Source organism: Absicoccus sp. (genome assembly GCF_034090965.1).
Classification (GTDB): Bacteria; Bacillota_I; Bacilli_A; order Erysipelotrichales; family Erysipelotrichaceae; genus Absicoccus; species Absicoccus intestinalis.
The window spans coordinates 41845-67759 of the sequence record NZ_JAXDRQ010000059.1 but is presented as its reverse complement, the minus strand read 5'-3'; the positions used below and the strand labels follow the sequence as shown (position 1 = coordinate 67759).

27 protein-coding genes and 2 tRNA genes are annotated in these 25915 nt (G+C 40.6%); 22 read left to right on the top strand and 7 right to left on the bottom strand.

Annotated features, from left to right (window positions below):
* The first annotated feature begins 10 nt into the window (after positions 1–10).
* The 7 genes from mutY to prfB all read left to right on the top strand — a co-directional run bounded on the left by mutY (position 11) and on the right by prfB (position 6688).
* On the top strand, positions 11–1000 hold the full coding sequence (mutY, locus tag SOS22_RS08975) for an A/G-specific adenine glycosylase (RefSeq protein WP_320596979.1): 990 nt from the start codon (positions 11–13) through the stop codon (positions 998–1000).
* Positions 997–1551, top strand: a complete 555-nt coding sequence (locus SOS22_RS08970) for a histidine phosphatase family protein (RefSeq protein WP_154461505.1) — start codon at positions 997–999, stop codon at positions 1549–1551. The genes mutY and SOS22_RS08970 overlap by 4 nt, the downstream gene beginning before the upstream one ends.
* A 40-nt stretch (positions 1552–1591) precedes the next feature.
* Positions 1592–2278, top strand: coding sequence for an AzlC family ABC transporter permease (locus SOS22_RS08965; protein ID WP_276984554.1), 687 nt, complete (start codon positions 1592–1594; stop codon positions 2276–2278).
* Positions 2271–2576 carry an AzlD domain-containing protein gene (locus SOS22_RS08960; protein ID WP_320596978.1) on the top strand — a complete coding sequence of 102 codons (306 nt, stop codon included), beginning with the start codon at positions 2271–2273 and terminating at the stop codon, positions 2574–2576. The genes SOS22_RS08965 and SOS22_RS08960 overlap by 8 nt, the downstream gene beginning before the upstream one ends.
* Before the next feature lie 8 nt (positions 2577–2584).
* A complete protein-coding gene (locus SOS22_RS08955) occupies positions 2585–3064 on the top strand; it encodes an S-ribosylhomocysteine lyase (RefSeq protein ID WP_154461509.1) in 480 nt (159 codons plus the stop codon).
* Positions 3065–3139: 75 nt separating this feature from the next.
* Entirely contained in the window at positions 3140–5590 is a 2451-nt protein-coding gene (gene secA, locus SOS22_RS08950) for a preprotein translocase subunit SecA (protein ID WP_320596977.1), read from the top strand.
* Positions 5590–6688, top strand: a protein-coding gene (gene prfB, locus SOS22_RS08945) for a peptide chain release factor 2 (protein WP_320596976.1) whose coding sequence is annotated in 2 segments (ribosomal slippage) — positions 5590–5661 and positions 5663–6688 — 1098 coding nt in all. Because the reading frame shifts where the segments join, the coding sequence is not laid out codon by codon here. Before secA ends, prfB begins: the two co-directional genes overlap by 1 nt.
* Positions 6689–6711: 23 nt before the next feature.
* Here prfB and SOS22_RS08940 read toward each other — a convergent pair.
* Positions 6712–7242, bottom strand: a complete 531-nt coding sequence (locus SOS22_RS08940; RefSeq protein WP_320596975.1) for a DUF308 domain-containing protein — start codon at positions 7240–7242, stop codon at positions 6712–6714.
* Between the two features lie 73 nt (positions 7243–7315).
* On the opposite strand from SOS22_RS08940, the gene SOS22_RS08935 reads away from it, so the two are divergent.
* The 5 genes from SOS22_RS08935 to SOS22_RS08915 all read left to right on the top strand — a co-directional run bounded on the left by SOS22_RS08935 (position 7316) and on the right by SOS22_RS08915 (position 9327).
* On the top strand, positions 7316–7855 hold the full coding sequence (locus SOS22_RS08935; RefSeq protein ID WP_154461686.1) for a DJ-1/PfpI family protein: 540 nt from the start codon (positions 7316–7318) through the stop codon (positions 7853–7855).
* A 136-nt stretch (positions 7856–7991) separates the two neighbouring features.
* Positions 7992–8068: transfer RNA gene (locus SOS22_RS08930), tRNA-Ile, on the top strand.
* Positions 8069–8084: 16 nt separating this feature from the next.
* Positions 8085–8160 (top strand) — tRNA-Ala (locus SOS22_RS08925).
* Positions 8161–8238: 78 nt separating this feature from the next.
* Complete coding sequence (locus tag SOS22_RS08920; RefSeq protein WP_320596974.1) at positions 8239–8988, top strand: ZIP family metal transporter; 750 nt, start codon at positions 8239–8241, stop codon at positions 8986–8988.
* A gap of 30 nt (positions 8989–9018) precedes the next feature.
* The gene (locus tag SOS22_RS08915) at positions 9019–9327 is read left to right on the top strand and encodes a pyridoxamine 5'-phosphate oxidase family protein (RefSeq protein WP_320596973.1); all 309 of its coding nucleotides are present in this window, start codon (positions 9019–9021) and stop codon (positions 9325–9327) included.
* A gap of 19 nt (positions 9328–9346) precedes the next feature.
* Here the strand turns inward: SOS22_RS08915 and SOS22_RS08910 are convergent, their stop codons facing one another.
* From SOS22_RS08910 to SOS22_RS08900, 3 genes are all read right to left on the bottom strand, one after another.
* Positions 9347–10393: a hypothetical protein gene (locus tag SOS22_RS08910; RefSeq protein WP_320596972.1), complete on the bottom strand. Its 1047-nt coding sequence runs from the start codon at positions 10391–10393 to the stop codon at positions 9347–9349.
* A gap of 120 nt (positions 10394–10513) precedes the next feature.
* Entirely contained in the window at positions 10514–10702 is a 189-nt protein-coding gene (locus SOS22_RS08905; RefSeq protein ID WP_320325564.1) for a hypothetical protein, read from the bottom strand.
* A 217-nt stretch (positions 10703–10919) separates the two neighbouring features.
* Positions 10920–12032 carry an Ldh family oxidoreductase gene (locus SOS22_RS08900; protein ID WP_320325563.1) on the bottom strand — a complete coding sequence of 371 codons (1113 nt, stop codon included), beginning with the start codon at positions 12030–12032 and terminating at the stop codon, positions 10920–10922.
* Between the two features lie 82 nt (positions 12033–12114).
* Between SOS22_RS08900 and SOS22_RS08895 the strand changes: the two genes are divergently transcribed.
* Positions 12115–12516 (top strand): ACT domain-containing protein, encoded by a 402-nt coding sequence (locus SOS22_RS08895; protein ID WP_320596971.1) that lies wholly within the window; start codon positions 12115–12117, stop codon positions 12514–12516.
* 8 nt (positions 12517–12524) lie between these two features.
* On the opposite strand, the gene SOS22_RS08890 is transcribed toward SOS22_RS08895, so the two are convergent.
* Both SOS22_RS08890 and SOS22_RS08885 read right to left on the bottom strand, forming a co-directional pair.
* The gene (locus SOS22_RS08890; RefSeq protein ID WP_320325561.1) at positions 12525–12878 is read right to left on the bottom strand and encodes a hypothetical protein; all 354 of its coding nucleotides are present in this window, start codon (positions 12876–12878) and stop codon (positions 12525–12527) included.
* A 67-nt stretch (positions 12879–12945) separates the two neighbouring features.
* Positions 12946–14382 carry a LuxR C-terminal-related transcriptional regulator gene (locus tag SOS22_RS08885; protein WP_320596970.1) on the bottom strand — a complete coding sequence of 479 codons (1437 nt, stop codon included), beginning with the start codon at positions 14380–14382 and terminating at the stop codon, positions 12946–12948.
* A gap of 94 nt (positions 14383–14476) precedes the next feature.
* Between SOS22_RS08885 and hemA the strand changes: the two genes are divergently transcribed.
* The 8 genes from hemA (at position 14477) to uvrB (ending at position 24008) form a co-directional block, all read left to right on the top strand.
* Complete coding sequence (gene hemA / locus SOS22_RS08880) at positions 14477–15571, top strand: glutamyl-tRNA reductase (protein ID WP_320325559.1); 1095 nt, start codon at positions 14477–14479, stop codon at positions 15569–15571.
* Complete coding sequence (locus tag SOS22_RS08875; RefSeq protein WP_320325558.1) at positions 15568–16134, top strand: bifunctional precorrin-2 dehydrogenase/sirohydrochlorin ferrochelatase; 567 nt, start codon at positions 15568–15570, stop codon at positions 16132–16134. Before hemA ends, SOS22_RS08875 begins: the two co-directional genes overlap by 4 nt.
* Entirely contained in the window at positions 16127–16954 is an 828-nt protein-coding gene (gene hemC, locus SOS22_RS08870) for a hydroxymethylbilane synthase (protein WP_320325557.1), read from the top strand. Before SOS22_RS08875 ends, hemC begins: the two co-directional genes overlap by 8 nt.
* Positions 16947–18326, top strand: coding sequence for a uroporphyrinogen-III C-methyltransferase (gene cobA, locus SOS22_RS08865; protein WP_320325556.1), 1380 nt, complete (start codon positions 16947–16949; stop codon positions 18324–18326). The genes hemC and cobA overlap by 8 nt, the downstream gene beginning before the upstream one ends.
* Entirely contained in the window at positions 18323–19303 is a 981-nt protein-coding gene (gene hemB / locus SOS22_RS08860) for a porphobilinogen synthase (RefSeq protein WP_320596969.1), read from the top strand. The genes cobA and hemB overlap by 4 nt, the downstream gene beginning before the upstream one ends.
* Complete coding sequence (gene hemL / locus SOS22_RS08855) at positions 19293–20552, top strand: glutamate-1-semialdehyde 2,1-aminomutase (protein WP_320596968.1); 1260 nt, start codon at positions 19293–19295, stop codon at positions 20550–20552. Before hemB ends, hemL begins: the two co-directional genes overlap by 11 nt.
* 79 nt (positions 20553–20631) lie before the next feature.
* Entirely contained in the window at positions 20632–22026 is a 1395-nt protein-coding gene (locus SOS22_RS08850) for a S41 family peptidase (RefSeq protein WP_320596967.1), read from the top strand.
* 8 nt (positions 22027–22034) lie between these two features.
* Positions 22035–24008 carry an excinuclease ABC subunit UvrB gene (uvrB, locus tag SOS22_RS08845; RefSeq protein WP_320325552.1) on the top strand — a complete coding sequence of 658 codons (1974 nt, stop codon included), beginning with the start codon at positions 22035–22037 and terminating at the stop codon, positions 24006–24008.
* On the opposite strand, the gene SOS22_RS08840 is transcribed toward uvrB, so the two are convergent.
* The gene (locus tag SOS22_RS08840; RefSeq protein WP_320596966.1) at positions 24009–24680 is read right to left on the bottom strand and encodes a uracil-DNA glycosylase; all 672 of its coding nucleotides are present in this window, start codon (positions 24678–24680) and stop codon (positions 24009–24011) included.
* A gap of 32 nt (positions 24681–24712) precedes the next feature.
* Between SOS22_RS08840 and SOS22_RS08835 the strand changes: the two genes are divergently transcribed.
* Positions 24713–25891 (top strand): bifunctional folylpolyglutamate synthase/dihydrofolate synthase, encoded by a 1179-nt coding sequence (locus SOS22_RS08835; protein WP_320596965.1) that lies wholly within the window; start codon positions 24713–24715, stop codon positions 25889–25891.
* The last annotated feature ends 24 nt before the right edge of the window (positions 25892–25915 follow it).

Below are 25915 nucleotides of genomic sequence, written 5' to 3'. Positions count from 1 at the left end.
ATGAGGTTTTATGTTTCAGAATGAATTATTAAAATGGTATGAAAATAAGGCTCGTAAGCTTTCTTTTCGAGAAAAGAAAGATGCGTATTCGATATGGATCAGTGAAATTATGGCACAGCAGACTCGAATTGAAGCCATGTTGAAATATTATAATCGATTTATAGAACAGCTTCCGGATATGAAAGCACTGGCAGCTTGTCCGGATGAAAAATTAAATAAATTATGGCAGGGACTGGGTTATTATTCCCGGGCAAAAAATTTAAAAAAATGTGCCATCATCTGTATGGAAAAATACGATGGAAAACTGCCAGAAACCAAAGAAGAATTGATGAAACTGCCAGGAATTGGTCCTTATACAGCAGGAGCCATAGCTTCAATAGCTTATGATCAGAGAGTGAGTGCAGTGGATGGAAATGTGATTCGTGTATTTTCCAGACTGTATGGAATGGAAGAAGAAATTGATTCCAGAACAAAGAAAAATATTGAAAAGCTGGTTCAGGATTCTTTACCAGAAAAAGAGTTTATTTCCGATTATAATCAGGCTTTAATGGAATTAGGGGCTTTAATCTGTATTCCCAAAAATCCACGGTGTATTTCCTGTCCAGTAAAAGAGAATTGTGTGGCTTACCGAAAAGGAATACAGGGAAATCTTCCAGTCTTAAAGAAGAAAAAAGACAGAAAAGTGGAAGAGAAGCAGTTTTATATTTATGTATATAAGAATAAAATTCATTTAAAGAAAAGAGAAAACAAAGGCTTATTAGCCAATTTATATGGTTTTGATGAAGAAAGAGTTCCTTGTGTAAAAGAAATAGAATTAAAAGAGCACACCCATATTTTTTCCCATATACAATGGAATATGAAAGGGACGATGTTATTTGTGGAACAAAAAACAGATCATTTTTATTCAATCGATGAAATTGAAGAAAAGTATGCCATTCCCAGTGCTTTTGTTCCATTTTATACACAGGTAAAACAAATTATTGAAAGGGAGTTAGTATGAGAGCTTATATTGTAAGGCATGGACAGACTTTATTTAATGTAAAGAAAATTATACAGGGATGGTGTGATTCCCCGTTAACAAAAACAGGGATACAGCAGGCTATTGAAGCAGGAAAGAAGCTGGAAAATGTAGATTTTGAATGGGCTTATTCTTCTACTTCGGAAAGAGCAGTCGATACAATGAATCTGATCTTAAAGAATCGAAATGTGAATACTTCTCATCGAAAAGGTCTAAAAGAAATTAATTTTGGTATGATTGATGGAGAATCGGAAAGAGTAATTTTTCAGACCTTAAAGATTGATCGAAACAATGTGCCAGATTATGGTGGAGAATCGCCTGCTATGGCTTTAGCTCGTTTTCAGAAAGAATTATTAAAGATTTCAGAAAAACATAGTGGAAATGTACTGATTGTCTGTCATGGTGGAATTATGGCCAATCTAATGCGAAAATATGCACCGGATGTAATGGAAAAAGTGGGGCATCCGATACCAAACGGTTCCATTTTTGTATTTGATATTGATACGGATTTTCAATATATTGATAAAATGTAGCTCCATTGAAAAAAAGAAGGCTTTTTCATATAATAAATACATGACGGATTTTAAAAGAGGAATGAAGGATGGGATTCCGATTGGAATGGGCTATTTTGCGGTAGCTTTCACTTTAGGAATTATGGCAAAAAATGTAGGATTGAGTCCCATTCAGGGATTTGTTACTTCGGCACTGATCAATGCTTCAGCAGGAGAATATGCCTGTTTCATGATGATGGCCTCTCATGGAACGTTCTGGCAAATGGTGATGATGACCCTTGTGTCCAACGCCCGCTATTTTCTGATGAGTTTTTCTTTATCGCAGAAACTGGATGAAAAATTATCGACATGGCAAAGAATGATCATTGGATTTGATGTGACCGATGAACTGTTTGGTCTGGCAATCAATCAGGAAGGAAAAGTACCGCCCTTATTTTTATATGGCGCCTATTGTGTAGCCATTCCCTGCTGGGCAAGTGGAACAGCTTTGGGAATCATTGCCGGAAATACGCTTCCATTGCGCCTGGTATCCTGTTTAAGTGTGGCTTTGTATGGTATGTTTCTGGCGGTTATTGTTCCAGCTAGTAAAAAAGACAAAGTGGTTTGCGCTCTGGTTCTGACTAGCTTTCTGTTAAGCTACTGTACCAGAAATCTTCCATTTTCATCTGGAACTCGAACATTGATACTGACCATTGTGATTTCTTTGATTGCTGCCATTGTATTTCCAAGGAGGGAAATGGATGAATAATTTGATGAGCTATGTATGGATCATGGCCATTGTGACCTATCTGATCCGTGTGCTTCCATTGACGCTGGTTCGAAAACCTATTAAAAATGTTACCATTCGTTCCTTTTTATATTATGTACCCTATGTCACCTTAGCCTGTATGACTTTTCCAGCCATTATTGAAGCCACTCAGATTCCTGCAGCAGGTATAGTGGCTCTGGTAACAGGAATCATTCTGGCATGGAAAAAAGCCAGCCTGTTTCAGGTATCTATGGCTTGTTGTTTGATGGTATTTATTGTGGAATTGATTTTAGTTTAGGAGGAGTTATGGAAAAAGACGTTGTGATTGAAAGCTTTACTTTGGATCATACCAGAGTAATCGCCCCATATGTACGATTGATTGATACACAAAAAGGAGAAAAAGGAGATATTGTTTCCAATTTTGATATTCGATTGACACAGCCCAATGAAATGTTTATTCCGACAGCGGGAATGCATACACTGGAACATTTACTGGCTTTAACACTAAGACCAAGAATCAAAGGATATCTGGATTGTTCTCCATTTGGATGCCGAACAGGATTTCATCTGTTGACTTTTAATGAACATTCATCTCATGAAGTAGCCCTTGCCTTAAAAGAAGCACTGGAAGAAATTGTAGAAATGAAATGGGAAGATGTTCCTGGGACAAAAGAAAAAGAATGTGGAAATTATCGCGATCATTCTTTATTCTGTGCACAGGAATATGCCAGACTGGTTTTGTCTAAAGGAATCAGTGAGGATCCTTATGTCAGAAAAATTGTTTAAATAGGGATTTCCCTATTTTTTTTTTGTGTTTTGTGATAATATTTGTTATGATACGAAAATTTTAGGAGGGATACAATGGCAGGGTTCTTTAAAAAGATGTTCTCAGAAGAACAAAGGGAATTAGCTGGACTGGAAAAAATTGCTGATCAGGTATTAAGCTATGAACCAGAAATGCAGAAGTTATCAGATGAAGAATTAAGAAATAAAACCAATGAATATAGATCACGTCTACAAAATGGAGAAACGGTAGATGATTTATTACCAGAAGCATTCGCAACAGCTCGTGAAGCGGCTTATCGTGTAATCAATGAAAAACCATATAAAGTACAGGTTATGGGTTCCATTGCGATGCATAAAGGTGACATTGCGGAAATGAAGACCGGTGAAGGAAAGACATTAACGGCAACTATGTGTGTATACTTAAATGCTTTAAAAGGGGAAGGTGTACATGTCATTACTGTCAATGAATATTTAGCTGGACGTGATGCCAGCTGGATGGGTGAAATCTATCGATTCTTAGGATTGAGCGTAGGTGTTAATAGACGTGAATTGAATGCCAGAGAAAAAAGAGAAGCATACAATTGTGATATCACATATACAACAAACTCTGAATTAGGATTTGATTATTTACGTGACAATATGGTCACAAAAGTAGAAGATCGTGTTATGAGAGGACTTCATATGGCCATTGTCGATGAAGTGGACTCTATTTTAATTGACGAATCTCGTACGCCATTAATTATTTCTGGTGGACGTAAACAGACCGCAAATTTATATATTCAGGCCGATCGTTTTGTCAAAACATTAGTGGCTCCTGAATATGAAACCGATAAATTTACACATGAAAAAGAACTGGTTTCTGGAGACTATGACATTGATGAAAAAACACGTCAGGTTATGTTGTCTGAAGATGGAGTTCGTAAAGCAGAACGTTATTTTAAAATTGACAACCTGTATGAAATTGAACATACACAGCTGGTACATCACATCAATCAGGCATTGCGTGCCAACTACATTATGACAAATGAAATTGAATACGTTGTCAGTGATGAAAAAGAAATTGTGATCGTTGACCAGTTTACAGGACGTTTGATGCCAGGAAGAGCCTACTCTGATGGGCTGCACCAGGCAATCGAAGCCAAAGAAGGGGTTCCAATCAAAGAAGAAACTTCCACTCTGGCAACTATTACATATCAGAACTTTTTCCGTCTGTATGAAAAACTGGCAGGTATGACCGGTACTGCTAAAACAGAAGAAGAGGAATTCCTTTCTACATACAATATGAAAGTTATTGTGATTCCTACAAACGTACCAGTCATTCGTGAAGATCTGCCAGATGAAGTTTATGCTCATAAAAAAGATAAATACGAAGCTCTGGTTCGTGAAGTAAAACGCCTGTATGAAAAAGGACAGCCAGTACTGGTAGGTACCATTGCGGTAGAAACCAGTGAACTGATTTCAAAAATGCTGAAAAAAGAAAGAATTCCACATGAATTATTAAATGCGAAAAACCATGCACGTGAAGCAGAAATTGTGGCTTTAGCAGGTAGACCTAAAGCCGTAACCATTGCCACAAACATGGCAGGACGTGGTACCGATATCAAATTAACGGCTGAATCCAGAAAATTAGGTGGTTTGGCTGTACTAGGATCGGAACGTCATGAATCCAGACGTATTGATAATCAGCTTCGTGGTCGTTCTGGACGTCAGGGAGATCCAGGATTCTCACGTTTCTATGTATCTTTAGAAGATTCATTAATGGTTCGTTTTGGTGGAGACAAACTGCAGAAAATGTTTGACAAATTAGGAGAAGCCGAACGAATCGAATCAAAGACGGTTACAAAATCCATCACAATGGCACAAAAACGTGTTGAAGGATACAACTTTGATATGCGTAAACAGTTATTGGATTACGATGATGTATTGCGTAGACAGCGTGAAATTATTTATGCCCAGAGAAATCGTATTCTGGAAAGTCAGGATGTTCATGAAACGGTCCACAATGTATTTGATCAGACCATTCAACAAACCATTCAGGCTAATTTAACAAACGATAAGAAAAATCCATTGGATATTCCTGGAGTTTGTAAATCACTGGAAATGATGGGATTAACAGAAGAAAAACGTATCCATGCTTCCGAACTGGAAGGAAAAGATGCCACTCAGGCAAAAGAATACTGTTTGAATAAAATGTGGACAGAATATGAAAACGAAATTTCACCAGTAAGAGCACAATTCTTACCATTTGAAAAAACAGTCGTTCTTCGTAACATTGACCGTAACTGGATTGCTCATATTTACCGTATGGATAAATTAAGAGGTGGTATTTATCTTCGTTCATATGCACAAAACAATCCATTACAGCAATATGTTCAGGAAGGATTTGATATGTTTGAAGAAATGAATGCTCGTATTTCTCGTGAAATCACATTCTTCTTATTAAAAGTACGTATTCGTAAAGAGCCAAAAAATCCTGCCTTAGAAAAAGCAAAAGAAATGGCGAAAAGACGAATTAAAAAAGCATAATGGAACTTTATGAATTAAGACAAGGATTGGAAACTCACCTGAAGAAGTTATCTTCTTTAGGTGAGTCTCTTTGACTTAGAAGAAAAAAAATTTCAGGTTGAAGAGCTGGATCGAAAAATTCTGCAGGATGGATTTTGGAACGATTCAAAGAAAGCTCAATCCACGATTCGTAAACGAAATGCGAATAAAGAAATAGTAGACCAGTATGAATCTTTAAGTGAACAGTTTCAGTCTTTATCCGAAAGTTTAAAAGAACTGGAAATAGATTTTGATGAAGAGCTTATGGAACTGACCGAAATGGAATATCAGGAAACCAAAGAAAAAATGGATTCCTTTGAGATTTCTGTTTTACTGTCTCATGAATACGATCAGAACAATGCGATTTTAGAACTGCATCCAGGAGCAGGAGGAACTGAAAGCTGTGACTGGGCGGATATGCTGTATCGAATGTATACCAGATATGCGATGCAGCATGGATACAAAGTTACAGTGCTGGATTATCAGCCTGGAGAAGTGGCAGGGATCAAAAGTGTAACCTTCCTTGTGGAAGGGGATAAAGCCTATGGCTATTTAAAATCGGAAAAAGGCGTGCATCGTCTTGTTCGAATTTCTCCATTTGATTCAGGAGCCAGACGTCACACTTCCTTTGCGTCTTTAGATGTCATGCCACAATTCAATGATGAAATTGAAATTGAAATCAAACCAGAAGACCTGATCATCGAAACAAAACGAGCTTCTGGAGCGGGTGGACAGCATATCAATAAAACGGATTCTGCGATTCGAATGGTGCATAAACCAACTGGAATTGTATCTACGTGTCAGAATGGTCGTTCTCAGCATGAAAATAGAGAAGAAGCTTTACGTGTTTTAAAATCTCGTTTATACCAGCTGGAGATTGAAAAACAGGAAAAGAAAATGAATGAAATCAAAGGAGAACAGCTTGCCAATGAATGGGGAAGTCAGATTCGAAGTTATGTAATGCATCCTTATTCACTGGTCAAAGATGCGCGTACTGGATATGAAACCAGTCAGGTACAATCGGTACTGGATGGAGATCTGGATGGATTTATATTTGCCTATTTAAAATCACAATTATAAAAGAAGCGGGAAAAATCCCGCTTTTAATTTATATATTTATCTGCTAATAAAGCACCAACTGTGGAGTAAATAGAATATAGAATCATAAGAATTCCAACAATTTTTATAATATTGGATAAGGATTGAATTGGATCTAAAAATAAAGATAAGCCAGCAATAAGAAATAGAATGTTGATAACAAGCATTACAGTGAAAAAAGAATCTTTGTTGTAGCGAAGCAATAAAGTCTTTTTTAATTGCAGCAAAGAACCGATTATAAGAATCACACCAATGACCATTGGTAAAAAAGAAATCACAAGATCTGGTTTGATAACCATTATTAATCCTGTAATAAAACACATAAATCCTATAAAGAAAGGAGAAGAACCAGTTATTTGTTTAAAGAAAAATATGTAAAGTAAATAAATACCCAGAGTTAAAGAAACAATTCCGATTATTCGAGAAGCTGTTAAAACCAGATGAATGTTGAAAAAAGTGACGATTAGACCAGTGACAAATAAGATCGCATTGGATAATAAAAAATCAACATTCGATGTAAATAATTTATTTTTCATAACTACCTCCAATTTCATTATAATATTTTTTCTTAAGAGTTCAAATGATATAATAAACTCAGGAGGAATGTATATGATAGCTGCAATTATAATGGATAATGGATTTGAAGAGTTAGAAGCGATGGGACCCATTGCTTTATTAAGAAGAGCAGGCATCCAGGTTGATGTGATTCGTGTGGAAGGAAATGAAGTAACAGGAAGGTTTAATGTGACATATTCTCCATCTATTTTATTCAGTGAATATGATTTTTCGAAAGCGGATTGTCTGATCCTTCCAGGAGGGCCACATTATCAGAAATTAAAGAAGAATAAAGATGTATTATCTTTAATACATGAATTTGCCAAAAAGAAAGTGTTGGCTGCAATATGTGCTTCACCTACGATTTTAGGACAGGAAGGAATATTAAAAGGAAAAAAATATACTTGTTTTAAAGAATTAGATGAAGATTTTGGTGGAGAGTATCAATATCAGTATGTGGTTACGGATGGAAATATCATAACGGGAATCAGTGCAGCGGCAAGTATTGATTTTGCGTATGCGATTATTGAGAAGCTATTGGGAAAAGAAAAATGTGATCAGGTGAAAGCATCGATTTACTGGGATGCCAGATAAGTTTTAAGCAAGAATATAAATTATTAGAATAGACAAGGTGTAGAAACCTTGTTTTTTTATAAAAAAAATATAAAAAAGTGTTTGACATGGTTTGGGGCTAGTGATATTATTATTGATCATTCAGTGAATGACTTATGGGCCTGTAGCTCAGTTGGTTAGAGCGCACCCCTGATAAGGGTGAGGTCGCTGGTTCAAATCCATTCAGGCCCACCATTCAATTTTATACCATGGGGTGTTAGCTCAGATGGGAGAGCACCTGCTTTGCAAGCAGGGGGTCATCGGTTCGATCCCGATACGCTCCACCAATAGAAAAATAATCGCCAATTGGCGATTTTTTTTATATCTTCATCTACTTTTTACAATAGATATGGTAATCTAGAAGTATGAACAGAGAAATTATCCAAGGTCTTTTGATTCCTTTTTTAGGAACATCCATAGGTGCTTCTTTTGTCCTATTTATGCGTAAGCCCCTTTCTCAAACCAGCCAACGGATGCTGACTGGTTTTGCTGCCGGCATCATGGTCGCTGCCAGTTTTTGGAGCTTACTACAACCAGCATTAGCACAAGCCAAAACGGTATGGTCCGTTGCGATTGGTTTTTTATTAGGGATTGGCTTTTTGTTGTTGCTGGATGTTGTGATCCCGCATACGCATATGGATGATCAAGAAGAAGGCCCACATACGTCTTTAAACAAATCAACCAAACTTTTATTAGCGGTCACGCTTCATAATCTTCCGGAAGGAATGGCGGTGGGCGTCGTATATGCCGGTTGGTTATCAAACTCTACCATTGGTCAAGCCGGTGCCTTCGCATTAGCGATGGGGATTGCCATTCAAAATGTACCGGAAGGAGCGATCGTATCCATGCCTCTAAAAGCCGCTGGTATGTCACGATGGAAAACCTTTTTAGCTGGGGTTGGATCTGGAGCCGTAGAACCAGTCGGTGCTTTATTGACAATTTGGTTATCCGCTTGGATCGTTCCATTGATGCCTTCTTTCTTGGCCTTTGCGGCTGGAGCCATGTTGTATGTAGTCGTGGAAGAATTGATTCCCGAAATGAGTGAAGGAGCGCATTCGAATTGGGGAACGATTTGTTTTGCACTGGGATTTGTCTTGATGATGTGTTTGGAATAAAGAAGGAAACAAAATGGCCATGTACGACCAATGAGTACGCAATTGATCTATCAACGTAAATTTTATTTTCAAACGGGTCTAAAAAAGAAGATGGCGCAACAACTTTTGAAAAATCCGAAAATTGAGCTTTCTGCGATCCAAAAGGATCGATGGGTCCGTGTTCAAGCAGAAGTTGTTTTAGATCCAGATGAAGATGTCCAAAGAGAAATGTTGGAAGCTTTTCCTGAACAAAAAGAAAGCTATGCCGTAGGGGATGGAAATATGGCTTGTTTCTATCTAAAAAATGCAAGTGCGACATTCTATAGTTTCAAGGAAAGTCCACATACGATCAAATTTTAGCCAAAAAAAAGAAGTTGACTCAACTTCTTTTTTTGATGGAAATCAAACCAAGGCCAGAAAGGATACAACCAAATAGTGAACTCATCCAAGATAAAGAAACACCCGTTGAAACGGTGGATGAAGTTTCAACAGAAGTCGAAGCTGGAACCACATTCGTTGAAGTTGTCGTGATATGGGCTTGGGTTGGATGCGAAACAATCACATTTGGTTTTGATGGTGTACTTGGTTGTGATACAAATAAATCGGTCAATTGGATATCTTGACCCTCCCATTGCACCATTTGTTTATTGGGTCTTGTATAGGAAATCGTTTCCGATCCAACTCCTTGATAGACCCCACCAAAAGAGCTTGAAAAAGAATAGAATGTATATGTGAAATGATCGGTTGCCGGTAAGGCATACATCATCCAAGCACTTCGATTGTCGGGTGTAGTATCTCGATACGTGCCAAAATTACCAACGATGCCATTTCGATCCACTAAATTTTTACCCTTTAACCATTTTACGTTCATCTCATCCATCTTCACAGCTTGATTATCGTCTACATCCGTAATGATCACCAATGGCTTTTCCAATACCACGGGATCATCGTTCGCATCTAAGAAAGATACTTTCATAGTCAATTGGGCATTATCATACCACAGAGCCACTTGATTTTTGTCAATAAAAGATAATCGAGTTTTTTCTATTTCAGGTAATGCATCTAGATCATTGCCTGTTTCATTGGCTCCTGCGGTTGCATTCTGTTGAATTTTGAGGATGTCAAAACGTAAATTGATGGGATCACCTGTTTTACTATCGAGAAATACATTGCGATAGATCCAATAATCCGCTTTATGAAGATACCCATTTTCTTTTAGATGGGTTTCCAATTGTAACGATTTGTTTGGACTTTTGGAGATAACCGTGACCTTATTGAAATCCCCGTCAACTAGTTCTTTGAACTGATCCATGGACCATTCATTTTGTTTATATTCGGGATCCTGGATCACGGTCGCGAACGCTTTTTCTTGTTCCTTGGCATATGCATCATTGTACTGTTTTTGTTGTTGAATGGCTTGATTCAAGGCGTCGATCTGTGATTGATAATAATCATGCAGTTCTTGTTACGTTTTTGGCAGCTCTTGTTGATTGTTGATCGTTTGAATGTCGATACCCAAATCTTGTGCTTCCTTGATCTTCGTTTCCTATTCCGTTCGATTGTCCACTTCGACCGGTTGGATATCCTCATTTTCGTTTTGACTGGTTGTCTCTGTTGTTTGTGCGACAGGTTCTGGTTGTGTCGTAGGTTCCGCTGCTTTAACGGCGATATGGCCCAATGTAAACAGAGTTCCAGCAACTACAGGTACTTCTAAAAATCTTGTGATTTTGTTCATAGAATTCCCACTCTTCCGGTGATATATAATACGTCTATATTCAAATAAAGCACATTTAAAAAAGATGAAATAGTAAGAGAATATTTGATGTCCTTAGAAAAGGAGTACCGTGTCTAATACTCGGTCGTGATTCATTTCATGCATCGTCAAATCATCGATCATCAACCTAGATAAGTCGATAGACATAAAAAAGGCAGCTTAGGCTGCCTTCCATTGATTATTTTTCAAAAGGGAATTTGTAGTCCAAATGATACATATCTCGTACTGCTTTGAAATCGTTTTGCACACCTTCACCCATTGGGACACCTTTATCTTTGCGTACTTGCCAAACATCCCATTCTTTTTCACCCGCTGTATAGATACGATCTTCACCAGGTGCTTTTTGGCTGTTGCGTAAACCACGCAAGATATCACCAGCCGTTTTCTTGAAGGTATCCAGACCCATAAAGAATTCAGGGTTGATCACTAGGAAGAAATGACCCAAATGATAAGGTCGTTTCGTTCCATCGGGATTCTTATTCGTTAGATCTTTCATGAATAAACCACCCGTTAGGGCTGCCGATAAAATTTCTACAACTGCGGCATAGCCATAACCTTTATAACCTGCCATTTCTTCGCCAATACCACCCAATGGTGTTAGAGCGGCTGTGCCTTCTACTAATTTCTTTAGAATTTCTTCGGAATCCGTTAGTGCCGTACCATCATGCGCAATGACCATACCTTTTGGGGTTGGCTTGCCTGAACGCGCATAATATTCGATCTTACCGCGTTGTACGATCGAAGTAGCGCAATCTAAAATAAAGTCAAAATCTTCATCCGTTGGGAATGCGAAGGTGAGTGGATTGGTTCCCATCATATTTTCCACACCAAACGTAGGTGCAATCGATGGACGAGCATTGGTTCCGGTAATTCCTAACAATCCTTCTTTACTAGCCATGGTTGCCCAATAGCCGGCAATGCCATAATGCGAGGAATTCTTGATAGCACCCATTGCTAGGCCATATTTTTTCGCTTTTTCAATCAATGAAGTCATCATTTTATAACTTGCCACCATACCCATTCCATCATGCGCATCGGCTACACAAGTAGTGGGTGTATCCTTTAATATTTCATAATTTGTAACTGGATTTAAAATTCCATCATTGATGCGATCGATATAAATGGGTTTGAAACGGTTGGTTCCATGACTTTCAATTCCACGACGATCGCTTTCCATCAATACATCGGTACAAATTTTGGCATCTTCTTTCGGTACACCAGCTGCTTGAAACGCATCGATCATAAACGATTGAATGAGATCCCAGCTGACATAAGGACGTGTTTCTTCCATTTTCTTTACCTCCAAACCTATGTTCTATTGGTATCTTATCATAATTCCGCGTATAATAGAGGAAACTTAGGAGGATGCAACCATGATGAAACAACTTTCGGTTTTTGCCGAAAATAAGAAAGGCGCAATCAACGATATTACGAAAGAATTAGCCGATGCCAATATCAATTTATATGCGCTATTGACCAATGATAGTTCTGCTTTCGCGATTGTCCGTATGATCGTTTCCGACACAGAGAAAGCACAAGAAATCTTAAAGAAACGATACTTGACTCACTTGGATTCCGTTTTAGCCGTTCGTGTTTCCAATGAAGTGGGTAGCTTGAACCATTTATTGGAAGATGTCAAAGAATGCAACATCAATATTGATTATTTATATACAACGTTTGGTTGGGACACCTCACAACCCATTATGTTGATTCATTGTGAAGAAGAGGAAGAATTAGAAATCAGTCTAAAAAACAAAGGGTACGATCTTATGTGATCGTACCTTTACTTTTGTTTTTCAAAGAGGATCGTAGCTCCACTGTATTCAAGGATCAAATGGCCATCTTTGGCTTTGAAATCCATCGTATCTTTGGCATCTTTTAATTGGATCCCCTCTTTGATTTCTTCCCATTCTCCTTTGTATGTATCTTTATCGATGATTACTTTTGCACTACCATCTTCCTTTAGATCCATGGAGAATTCACCAATAACAGATTCCGTTGAAATCGATACACCATACGCTTCGGCTTGAGTAGCCTTCCATGTGCCAAGATATTTACTATTCGCATATTTGGCACTGCCACACCCCACCACCAAGAATAAGATAGTAAACAAGCTGATCAGCAAACGCTTTTTCATGGGATTTCCTCTCTTTCTATTTTATTTATACCATGATAAAAAACGTTCAAATAGTACCCCTAGGGTACTATTTGGCATATGAATAGAGATCCTGGATACGACCACATCGTTGAAAGAGATCCACATAAATCAATAATTCTTCTTTGGACTTGATGCCCAATTTCCGATAGATATTTTTGTTGTGCTTTTTGACCGTATTGGCACTAATACAAGCGATATCCGGAATTTCACGAATCTCATGACCATGGATGTATAAATCCGTAATGGATCGTTCCGCTGGAGTCAAGGTCGCAAAGCCATGAAGAAACGCATCCAAAGCTTCTTGCAACGCAAAGGGGATTTCCGGTCTTTGATGCGTCATGAATTCTTTTGACTCCCGTTCAAGATCTTCTACGGTTTGGAATACACATCCCTGTTCCGTATGAAAATACGGGATGTGCACCATTTGGCCAAAAGTATCCATGGAATGAATATCTTCACCAATTTGTACTGCCGTGATCTGAACCGAAAATTGGTAAGCGTATTGGCGATGCTGCCAGGGATTGGCCATACGATTTTGGATGATTTGACAAATGAATGTGGGATCATCATTGATAGTTAAGACATAGATGCCATATTCACAATCGTAACAATGTCCCTTTTCCACAAGATTGGCTAGCCAATCGGTGATCATTAAACGATAACTATGCGAAATATCATTTGTTTGAGAGAAAAACGATAAGACGTCCAATTGCGATATTTTTAGGATGATGGCATAGGTTGATCGTTGATTCACAAAATAGGGTGATAGATCGTTGATCATCGCTTGAAAATTTTTGATACGCGTAACCGGATGATAGTATTCATCAATGGGATCAATGAGTTGTAAAAAGCCATAGAAACCTAAAGCCTGAAAATACATTTCAATGAGTTGGTGAGGCATGAAAAGACTTTGGATCAAAACCGGTATGCCTGACAATAGAAATAAATACAATAAGGTACGATATTGCCGTTGTGTCAAACGCTCTCTTTTATGAATGATCAAACCCAGAGAAAGGGCCAGATACAAATACACAGCCCCATAGAGCATATACATCATGGATCCATGGACATACAGATTGGCTTTGTCATAATAGAAAACCGCGTGGGTCCAAGGATTAAGAAGCAAAGGAAAAAGAATGAAACAACACTCAGGGAAAAGGAGCAAGATCTTTGTATAACGATGGGTCGTATGCCCAATTTCTAAGTCAACGATCAAAAAGTATAGGAACACAAAAGCTTCACTGGAATGGATAGCTAAAAAAATAAAGTTCATCGCATCACGGAAAAAAGGTGATGTGAGAGTGGGATAGGAATTCGCAAAGGTACTCGCAATGTCGGTGATCAAAGCAACCATGTGCATCAACAATAAGATCAAAAAGATCCGACTGGAACGTGTATGGTGGTTGCGCCGATAAAAAAGGGTATAAATGGCCATCCATGTCAAAGCAATTGCACAGATATCAAAAGAAATATTATAAAGCATATATGTTAAGTTATCCTTTATCATTACTATACAAAACTTTTAGTGATTTGCCTAGGCAACCAAAGCCAAGTCGGTTTGTAGTATAATAAAAACCATGAATTGTATCAGTATCTCCTATAAAATAGCTCCCATTGAAATTCGCAATTTATTGGCCTTTGATTTCAATGAAAAAGCACAATTTTTTGACCAGATCGAAGGACAATGCGTTATCCTTTCTACTTGTAACCGTTTGGAAATCTATTTTGACATCGACATCAATGCGATGGAAGAACAACTCTGTCGTTTCAAAGCATTGGATCGCGATGCTTTGATGCCCTATATTGCGACCTATACATCGGCTGGTGCCATTCGTCATTTGGCACGCGTAGCCTGTGGCATGGACTCCATGGTCTTGGGGGAAGATGAAATCTATCGTCAAGTCAAAGAAGCCTATGAAGATGCGCGTCAATTAAAAAAGACCTCGTATACGTTTAATACGATCTTTCAAATGGTCATGAAAACGGTGAAACAAATCAAGACCCAGACCGGACTGTCTTCCACTTCCGTTTCCATAGGTACCTTGGCGGCCCATGCGGTGTTTGACTTTGGCGCTCATTCTGTATTGATCATTGGGATTAGTGGCAAGATTGGCAGCATCACCGCCAAAAACATCCTGGCCAAACCAAACATCGCGCTGATTGGTACGACCCGTCAACACAATGTTTCTTTGTTTGCGACCTATCCACAAGTAACGATGAAACCCTACAAAGAACGATATGACCTGATTCCACAAGCCGATGTCATCATCAGTGCTACATCCAGTCCTCATTATACGATCACCAAAGCAGAACTAGAAAAACATATCGATACGAAACCACGCTTGTTTATCGATCTAGCCGTTCCCAACGACATGGATCCACATCTACAAGAATTGCCCCATTGCACCTATTTGAATATCGATCATTTTCAACAACTGGCCAAAACCAATAATCAAAAGAAACTGGGCTATGCCCAAAGGGCACAAGTTACCATTGATCAAGGGGTATCGGACATTTTAAAAGAATTACGGATGCACGATCTGATTGCGTATTTGCCCCAAATCAAAGAAAAAACCATGGAATCTTTTGTCTATTCATTACGCAAGACTGACTCCTATGAACAGATGGATGCCATCGCTTCCTGGCTTGAAAAGTGGGTGACCAACCAATGAGTTACTTTCCCGTTATGATCGATCTCAATCAGAAACAAGTCTTGATCATTGGTGGGCAAAAGACAGCCTTACGAAAAGCCAATCAATTGAAACAATTTGGTGCCGATATCCATATCATTAGTGAAACGATTTGTGATTCCCTTCGATCCTATCCCTATGAGATCCGATCTGTGAAGCCGACAGATATCGACACACGATATGACTTGATCATTGCCGCTACCAATCAAAGAAAAGTCAATGCTTGGATTGCCCAAAAATGTAAACAAGAACGCATCTTGGTCAATGTGGTGGATGATCCCGCTTTATGTACTTTTATCTTTCCGGCTATCGTCAAACAAGACGATGTCATCATTGGCATCTCGAGCAGTGGAAAAAGCCCCTTGTTGACCCAATGGATCAAAGCGCAGATTCAAACGGTCTTACCCCCATCTTTGGGATCGATCAATACAGCCATGGGGATCTATCGTAAAAAACTACTTCGATCGATCCATGATCCATCCCAACGCAAAATAGCGCTTCAAACAAAACTAGCAGAATTATTCAGAGAGGCAAAAAATGACTAAATTACGAATTGGTACACGAACATCACCCCTAGCAACGATCCAGACACAAATGGTCGTGGATGCGCTACAAGTCCCCGTCCAAATCGTACCCATTATCTCCAAAGGTGATCAGATCCAAGATCGATCTTTGGCATCCATTGGTGGCAAAGGCTTATTTATTTCCGCGTTTGAACAAGCTTTATTGAATGATCAAATCGATATGGCTGTCCATAGTGGCAAGGACATGCCCAGTCAAATCAGAGATGGCTTTGCGGTACCTGCTGTATTAGCTCGAGCCAATCCGGCTGATTTATTAATTTCCAAGACCAAGATCCAACCCGGTGCGATCATTGGCACATCCAGCCCCCGACGCGCCCAGCTATATACTCGCATCGATCCCACTTGTCAGATCAAGACGATTCGTGGCAATGTAGAGACCCGCCTGCGAAAATTAGAAGAAGGCGATTATGACGGTCTCATTCTTGCCCAAGCCGGATTGGATCGCTTGCACATCGATTTGAGCTCTTATGTTGTTCAAGCTTTGGATATCCTGCCCGCTACGGCACAAGGAATCATTGCCATCGAAACCAAAGCGGGATTCACATTACCCAAAGACATTGACGATAAAAAGACCCATGTCCTATTTGATACCGAACGCAAATTGATGGCTTTGATGCATGCAGATTGTCACGATGCCGCCAGTGCCTATGCTCAATGGATCGATGATCAGACTCTCCAAATTCAAGCGTTTTATCAAGATTCGCCCATTCTTACACGCCAAACCAAGCTAGACCAGGTCGATGCTTGTATGCAAGAAATGGCAGGTATTCTCTATGGGTAAAGTCTATCTATGCGGAGCAGGACCCGGCAATCTAGATTTGATGAGCGTCCAAGTGCGACATCTGATCCAAATCTGTGATGTATTGATTTACGATGCCTTGGTGGATGCAACCATTCTCGAACAAACCAAGGCCGAAACCATGTATGTGGGCAAACGAGCCGGCCAACATGCACTATCCCAAGAAGCCATCAATCAATTATTGATTGAAAAAGGCAAGACCTCGATCGTTGTACGCTTAAAAGGCGGCGATCCCTTTGTGTTTGGCCGCGGCGGCGAAGAATGCATGGCCTTGGCCCAAGCAAAGATTCCCTACGAAGTGATTCCCGGCATTTCCAGTGCCATTGCCGTACCGGAAACCATGGGAATTCCCTTGACGCATCGATCGATCAGTCGTAGTTTTAGTGTGATTACTGGTCATACTCGAACCGGAAAAGTGGATGTGGCTCCATACGCCCAACTACCCGGCACCTTGGTCTTTTTGATGAGTGTTGGCAACGCCGCTCAAATTGCCGATGATCTGATCCAAAATGGAAAACCCGGCTCTACTCCGGTGGCGATCCTTTGCCGCGGTACGCGACACGATGCCTATCGCAAGAACTGTACCTTAGAAACGATCAAAGCGGCACTAAAAGATCCTCAAATCGGGACTCCAGCCATCCTTGTCATCGGACAAGTTGCTGCTTTGGATCTTCGCACAAAGGCCCCAAGCGTCGTGGTTTGTGGCACGGACCATTTTACCCGCACCTTTCAAGACCAATGCCCGATCCCATGTAGTCGACAAGCGTATGTACAAATTGTCTATCATAGCCCTAAGAAAATCGATTTTCATGCCTATAGTCATGTGGTCTTGACTGGAAAAGCAGTTATCGATGGTCTGTTCCAAATGGTGGATGATGTGCGTGAAATCAGCCATCTCCAATTTGTGACCATCGGCCCGAGCAGCGCCAAGTATTTATATGATACCTATCGAATCCATGCAGACCATATTCCATCGACCTATACATCCGATGGATTGGCGGATCTTTTATGTGAATGGCCCGATGCCAACCTATTGATCTTACGAGCCCAAAAAGGGAATTCGGTATTGTCTAGGCGATTGGATGCAGCCGGCATTGACTATACCCAGATTCCCATCTATGATACGACCATTGGTCCTGTGCAAGATATTCATGAAGACTTTGCGATTTTTGGTAGTGCTCAAGGGGTTCACGCTTTTTTTCAACACGACGGACAAATCGATTCACACACGCAAGTCTTGGCTATTGGACCCTATACACAAGCGGCTCTGGCTGCCCATCATATACAAAATATACAAGTTGCTCAACAAGCAACCATTTCAAGTTTGATACAGAAATTGGAGGAATGTTTATGAAACGATTTCGTCGTCTCCGTCAAAATGAGACCTTACGCAATTTAGTCTGTGAGACCCGACTGGATCCAAAAGATCTGATTTATCCCCTATTTGTGGTCGAAGGCACCAACGTCAAAGAACCCATTGACACGATGCCAGGCATTTATCGCTATTCCTTGGATCGCATCGATGAAGAATTAGAACGCGTACAAGCATCCGGTATCTCCGGTATCTTATTATTTGGCGTACCCGCTCATAAAGATGCCGTAGGATCTGCTGCCTACGATCCCCAGGGCATTTTGGCACAAGCCATTACCTATATCAAATCGAAGTTACCACATCAATTGGTGGTTGCGGATGTATGTTTATGTGAATATACCGATCATGGACATTGTGGCTTGGTACATGAACATACCATATTAAACGATGAGACCTTACCGTTATTGGCCAAGATGGCCGTGTGCTGTGTCCAAGCTGGTGCCGACATGGTTGCACCTAGCGATATGATGGATGGCGACATCACCGCCATTCGCCAAGCCTTGGATGCCCATGGTTTTTATCAAACACCGATCATGGGCTATAGCGCAAAATATGCATCGGGCTATTATTCACCTTTCCGAGATGCGGCTGGGTCTGCTCCTTGTTTCGGGGATCGTCGATCGTATCAAATGGATCCACGCAATGGAAAAGAAGGCGTTCGCGAAGTAGAGAATGATATCGATATGGGCGCTGACATTGTCATGGTCAAACCTGCATTGGCCTATTTGGATGTGGTCAAAGCCGTATCGGAACAATATGATGTACCTTTGGCTGTCTATAATGTCAGTGGGGAATATGCCATGGTCAAAGCCGCTGCCAAAGCTGGAATGATCGATGAAAAACGTATCGTATGTGAAAATTTGATGGCCATGAAACGAGCGGGTGCACAAATCATCATTACCTATCATGCCTTAGAGATGGCCCATTGGTTAGAAACGGGTGAAGTCTATGCATTTTGACCATTCCGAAAAAGCCTTTGCGCAGGCTTCTGAATTGATGCCAGGTGGAGTTAATTCACCCGTACGTGCGTTTCAATCCGTCGGTGGTACGCCTTTATTTATTGATCATGCGCAAGGGGACAAGGTGATGGATATCGATGGCAATACGTTTATTGATTATGTCTGTAGTTGGGGACCCGGCATTTTAGGACATGCCCATCCGCAAGTTATCCAAGCGGTACAAAAAGCATGTAGCCAAGGATTAACGTTTGGGGCCCCCACCCAAAAAGAAAGTGAATTGGCCCAATTGGTCCAACAGGCGTATCCAGCTGTTGAAAAATTACGCCTAGTCAGTAGTGGAACGGAAGCCTGTATGAGTGCGATTCGTGCCGCACGTGGGTATACCCACCGCGATTACATCATCAAATGTATAGGGTGTTATCATGGCCATTCCGATGGCTTATTGGTTAAAGCCGGTTCGGGTTTATTGACCCAAGCCGTAGCGAATAGCGATGGCGTACCCGAAGGATATACGAAAACAACGCTATTGGCGCCATACAATGATGAAAAAGCCATCCAACAATTGTTTGAACGATATCCCCATCAAATTGCCGCTCTGATCATTGAACCCGTAGCGGCCAATATGGGTGTAGTTCCACCCAAACCTGGCTATTTACAATTTTTACGAAAGATTACCCAAAGCTATGATACCGTTTTGATCTTTGATGAAGTAATCACCGGATTCCGATTAGCTCTAGGCGGTGCCAGTCAATATTATGGTATCCAACCCGATCTGGCAACCTTTGGAAAGATCATTGGGGGTGGTATGCCTTTGGCTGCCTATGGCGGCAAAAAAGAAATTATGGATGTGATCGCACCCATCGGCTCGGTCTATCAAGCAGGAACCTTATCGGGCAATCCCATTGCGACCACCGCTGGAATCGAGACCTTAAAGATATTAATGGCGGATCCAGATATCTATGAACGCATCGATCAAAAAACGAAGCAATTGGCCCAAGCCTATCGAAAGAAAGGCTATACAGTCAATCAGGTCGGATCATTGATGAGCGTCTTCTTTACGAATCAAGAAGTTGTCGATTATCAAAGTGCAAAAACCAGTGATACCCAAGCCTTTGCGAACTATTTCCATACCCTATTGGATCATGGCATTTATGTGGCACCCAGCCAATTTGAAGCGATGTTTATTTCCGATGCCCACGATCAAAAGGATATCCAAAAAACCATTCAAATCATTCAAGAATATGTATAAGACATCGAGCTTCGATGCCTTTTTTGGATGGTTGACGTGCATGGTACAATAAACAAGACAAACAGGAGGAACTGTTTCGATGACGAAAAAATACAAATGGATACTCGTGATTGCGTGTGTGATCAGTTTTGGGGCTGGCATGTTCCTGCCCCAAAAAGCAACCTCGACCGATGAGCAAAATAAATTTGATGCGATTTATTCCATCTTGACCAAAAAATGGTACTATGCCAATAAGACCAAGAATTTAGATCAGACCTTGATGGAACAAGCCATTACGGGAATGACTACCCTGGAAAAAGATCCTCACACTAATTATTTTAATTTGAAGCAATCCAAACAATTTGCCCAAACATTGGAAGGAAGTTCATCCGGACTTGGCTTTAGTTATTATGTCAATGGTGATGGCAACATCGTGATCCGATCGGTATTCATTGATTCCGCTGCTGATCAAGCGGGCCTGCAACAAGGCGATATCATTACGGCAGTCAATGATCAAGTTTGTGCAAAAAAAGGAGCAGATGCCGTTGTCAAATACATCAAGAAACAAACGAAGAAAGTCACGGTTCATTTGATTCGCAATGAAAAAAATAAGACCACCAAGATCAAACCGACCGATTTTGATGCGAGTGTCACTTATCGATTGAGTGGCCATGTCGCCATCATCGGGATATCCAGTTTTTCCTCTCATACCGGTTCCAGTTTTGAAAATGCCGTCGAACGCGCTCATAAACAAGGCGTGAGCTCGATCGTTTTGGATCTGCGCAACAATGGCGGTGGCTATTTAGTGGCTGCCCAAGAAGTGGCATCGGTTTTATTGCCGGCTCATTCCGTCGTATTTGAAGAAAAAGACAGTCAAGGAAAGATCACCAAGACGCGCACCAACGATCACTTTAAACAAATCAAGATGGATACGATCATCGTTCTCCAAAATGAAGATACGGCCAGTGCTTCGGAAGTTGTGATTGGGGCTTTAAAAGCCGGCTTGGGCAATAAAGTGACTACGGTCGGCACCACAACCTATGGCAAAGGCACGGAACAAACGCAAGTTTCTTTTGAAGATGGAACATCCATGAAATACACGGTTGCCGAATGGCTGGATCCAAATGGCGATTCCATCAATAATAAAGGATGGAAACCCGATGTAGAAGTACAACCTTTGGATGTGACAAAGGTAAATTATAAAGAAATGAAAAAAACAGCCACCATGAAAGCAGACCATGTTTACACCAATGCCAAAGCGCTTCAAACCTATTTAAAATATCTAGGCTATGATGTGGATCGGACCGATACGTATTTTAGTGAACAAAGTGCGCAAGCACTCAAACAATTTCAAAGGGATCATGATCTAGACGCAACTGGTATTTGTGACAAAACCACTTGGGATACCTTATTGGAAGTGATTTCCCAACAAGTCTATGCGAATGAATATAGTGAAGATCCACAATATGTGAAAGCTGTCCAATTGGCACAATAGGAGGGTTTATGAAGGATACATTTGAATTGGTTTCGGATTATCAACCCAGTGGTGATCAGCCCCAAGCCATTCAATCGCTGGTGGAAGGATTAAAAGAAAAAAAGAAGTACCAAGTTTTGATGGGTGCAACCGGTACCGGAAAGACATTTACTATTTCCAATGTGATTGCACAAGTCAATCGACCCACCCTCGTGTTTGCACACAATAAGACCTTGGCTGGCCAATTGTATTCGGAATTCAAGGAATTCTTTCCGCACAATCGGGTCGAATACTTTGTTTCCTATTTTGACTATTATCAACCCGAAGCGTATCTTCCCAAAACCGATACGTATATTGATAAAAGCACGAAGACCAATGAAGAATTGGACATGTTGCGCATGGCTGCAGTCAATAGTGTCTTGGAACGAAGAGATACCATCATTGTCGCTTCTGTCGCATCAATCTATGGTGCTTCCAACCCGGATCATTATCGTCATATGTTGTTTACGATCCATGTGGGTGATGAAATCGAACGAAATGATTTTATGATGCAGCTGGTCGGCCAACAATATAAGCGCAATGATACCGATCCACTGCCTGGTACCTTTCGGGTACGTGGCGATGTCATCGAAATTACCCCAGGACATACCGATAAATATTTGATTCGTGTGGAATTCTTTGGCGATGAAATTGACCGTATCAGTGAAGTGGATCCGATAACGGGAAAAGTCAATGAATCGTATCAATTGTATGTGATCTATCCAGCCCATGCCTATGCTTCCAGCATGGATGTGATCCACCATGCCGCCGATACGATCGAAGCCGAATTAGAAGATCGCTTGGACTATTTTGAGAAAGCCGATAAACCCTTAGAAAAAGAACGCTTGGAACAACGTTGTCGCTACGATATCGAAGCCTTACGCGAATTGGGATTTTGTCCCGGCATTGAGAATTATTCACGACATATCGATGGTCGAAAACCCGGTGAAAGACCGTATACTTTGTTTGATTACTTTCCCAAAGACTATTTATTGGTCGTGGATGAAAGTCATGTTTCTTTGCCACAAATACGAGGTATGTACAATGGCGATCAAGCCCGCAAAAAAGTATTGGTCGAATATGGTTTTCGTCTGCCCAGTGCCTTAGACAATCGTCCGTTACGTTTTGAAGAATTTACGTCTTTGATCAATCAAGCCATCTTTGTATCGGCCACACCCGGTGATTGGGAATTGGAACAAACCCATGGTCAATATGTGGAACAAATCATTCGGCCAACGGGCTTGTTGGATCCGGAAGTAGAAGTGCGCCCGATTGAAGGGCAAGTGGATGATCTGGTGGATGAAATCAAGATGCGAATTGCCAAGAAACAGCGCGTATTGATCACGACCTTGACAGTGCGTATGGCCGAAGATCTGACTTCGTATTTGAAGGAAATGGATCTAAAAGTAGCGTGGTTGCATCATGAAGTAAAGACCATAGAACGAACCGAGATCATTCATGATCTGCGAGCGGGCAAATATGATGTATTGGTTGGAATCAACTTGTTACGAGAAGGACTGGATATTCCAGAAGTGAGTTTGATTGCGATCTTGGATGCAGACAAAGAAGGATTCTTACGATCTCGTCGTTCACTGATCCAGATCATTGGGCGTGCGGCACGAAATGCCGAAGGAAAAGTCATAATGTATGCGGATACGATCACGGAATCCATGCAAGCAGCGATGGATGAAACGGCGCGTCGTCGTAAGATCCAGATGGCTTATAATGAAGCGCATGGAATCGTACCAAAAACGATCATCAAACCTATTCATGATGTAGTGCGTTCCAAAGAGACCAAGGAAATGACGGCGAAATATCTCAAGAGACGTCGTATTGGTAAGAAAGATAAAGAAAAGATGATCCAAAGCATCAGTGCAGAAATGAAAGAGGCAGCACGAACATTGGATTTTGAACGGGCTGCCCAATTGCGCGATATTTTATTTGAACTTCAAGAAGATAAATAACTACAAGTTGGATTCGGTCCAGTGAATCGGGGTTTGACCATGAGCCATCAGATATTCATTGGCTAATTTAAAATGATTATTGCCAAAGAAACCACGATTGGCACTGAATGGACTGGGATGCGGACTCATTAAGATCAAATGATCGGGGTTGGTCAAAAGCGGCAATACACTTTTGGCTTTGGCTCCCCATAATAAGAAGGCGACCGGGCCTTCTTTTTTATTGATCCAAGAAAGAGCTTCGTTGGTGAACTGTTGCCAGCCAATATTCTGATGTGACAAAGGCTTGCCCTGTTCTACTGTTAAAATGGTATTCAGAAGCAAGACACCTTGATCGGCCCAATCACTCAGATCTCCACTACGATGGATGGGTTGGCCATATTCATTTTCTAATTCTTTATAAATATTTTGCAGGGAAGGAGGCAAACGAAAATCGGCAGGCACACTAAAGCTAAATCCCTGGGCTTGGCCAGGACCATGATAGGGATCTTGACCAAGAATGACGACTTTCGTCTGTTCTAGAGATGTTCTTTGAAAGGCATGGAAGATGTTGGGCGCAGCAGGATAAATGTGTTTGGTTTTATATTCTTTGGCAAGGAAATAATCAATTTTCTTTAAATAGTCTTTTTGGATTTCTTGATCAAATAAAGCTTGCCAATCATTATTCATTTTCATAAAAGACCTCCGTTACATGTTATAATAACACCATGGATTATGAAGCAACAATAAAATATATAGAAACCAAAAAGGGATTGAATCATGATATTCATCAGTATCGACAATGGCTAAGTGAAGCAATGCCTCAACATACGCAATTGCCAAAGATCCAAGTCGGAGGAACCAATGGGAAGGGATCGACCGTTGCGTGGATGAATCAGCTCTTGTCGTATCAAGGAGTGAAGACCGGTGTATTTACTTCGCCGCATTTGGTTTCTCATCGTGAGCGGATCTGCATCAATGAGAAAATGATCAGTCAAGAAGATTGGTTGCGGATCTATCGGCAATATGAAACTTTTTTTGAAAAAGAAAACCTAACCATGTTTGAGATCGACTTATGGATGGCCATCGCTTATTTTTTAGAACAAAATGTGGCCATCGCTCTGATCGAAGTGGGGTTAGGAGGACGTTTGGATGCCACGACGGCCCTGGATTATAACTTGGTCATGATCACCAATGTAGGTTTGGAACATTGTGCAATCTTAGGGGATACCATCGAACAAATCAGTTATGAGAAAGCGGGCATCTTTAAACCGGGGTATGTGGCCTTAACCACGGAGACCAAGCCCAATGCCAAAAAGGTCATGGAACAAGTAGCTGGTTATATGGGGACGTTGCTTGGTTTTGTGGAAATTCCTTATAAAGAAACCGATGATCATCAAGTGCTTTTTGAATGGGAAAATCATACGTATGTGTTGCATCCACCAAAATACCAAATTTATAACATATCCCTCGCTTTAGAAGGTTTGAATTATTTGGGATATACATTGGATCCAGATTGTGTTCAATCGGTCATCGATCATTTTCATTGGGCGGGTCGATTTACCATTGCCCGAAAAGATCCATTGATCATTGTAGATGGAGCACATAATAAAGAAGGCATCGAAGCATTGGTTGCTTCCTTGGGCCATTTTGATGGACATATTTATTTCTCGGTCTTAAAAGATAAAAAGGCCAAAGAGATGTTGGCATTATTGGCAAAGTTGGATTGTCCGATCACTTTGGTGTCGATGGATACATCACGATTGTATGATCTGAAAACGTTGCCGTATCCGCTCATCAATGAAAAACAATTGATGGTCGAGTTGCGAAAAACCAAAGATCGAGCCTTAGTTTGTGGTTCTTTATATTTCGTTGGCGATTTTTACAAAGCTTTTACAAACAAATGATACACTGAGCCAAAGAGGGAGAAT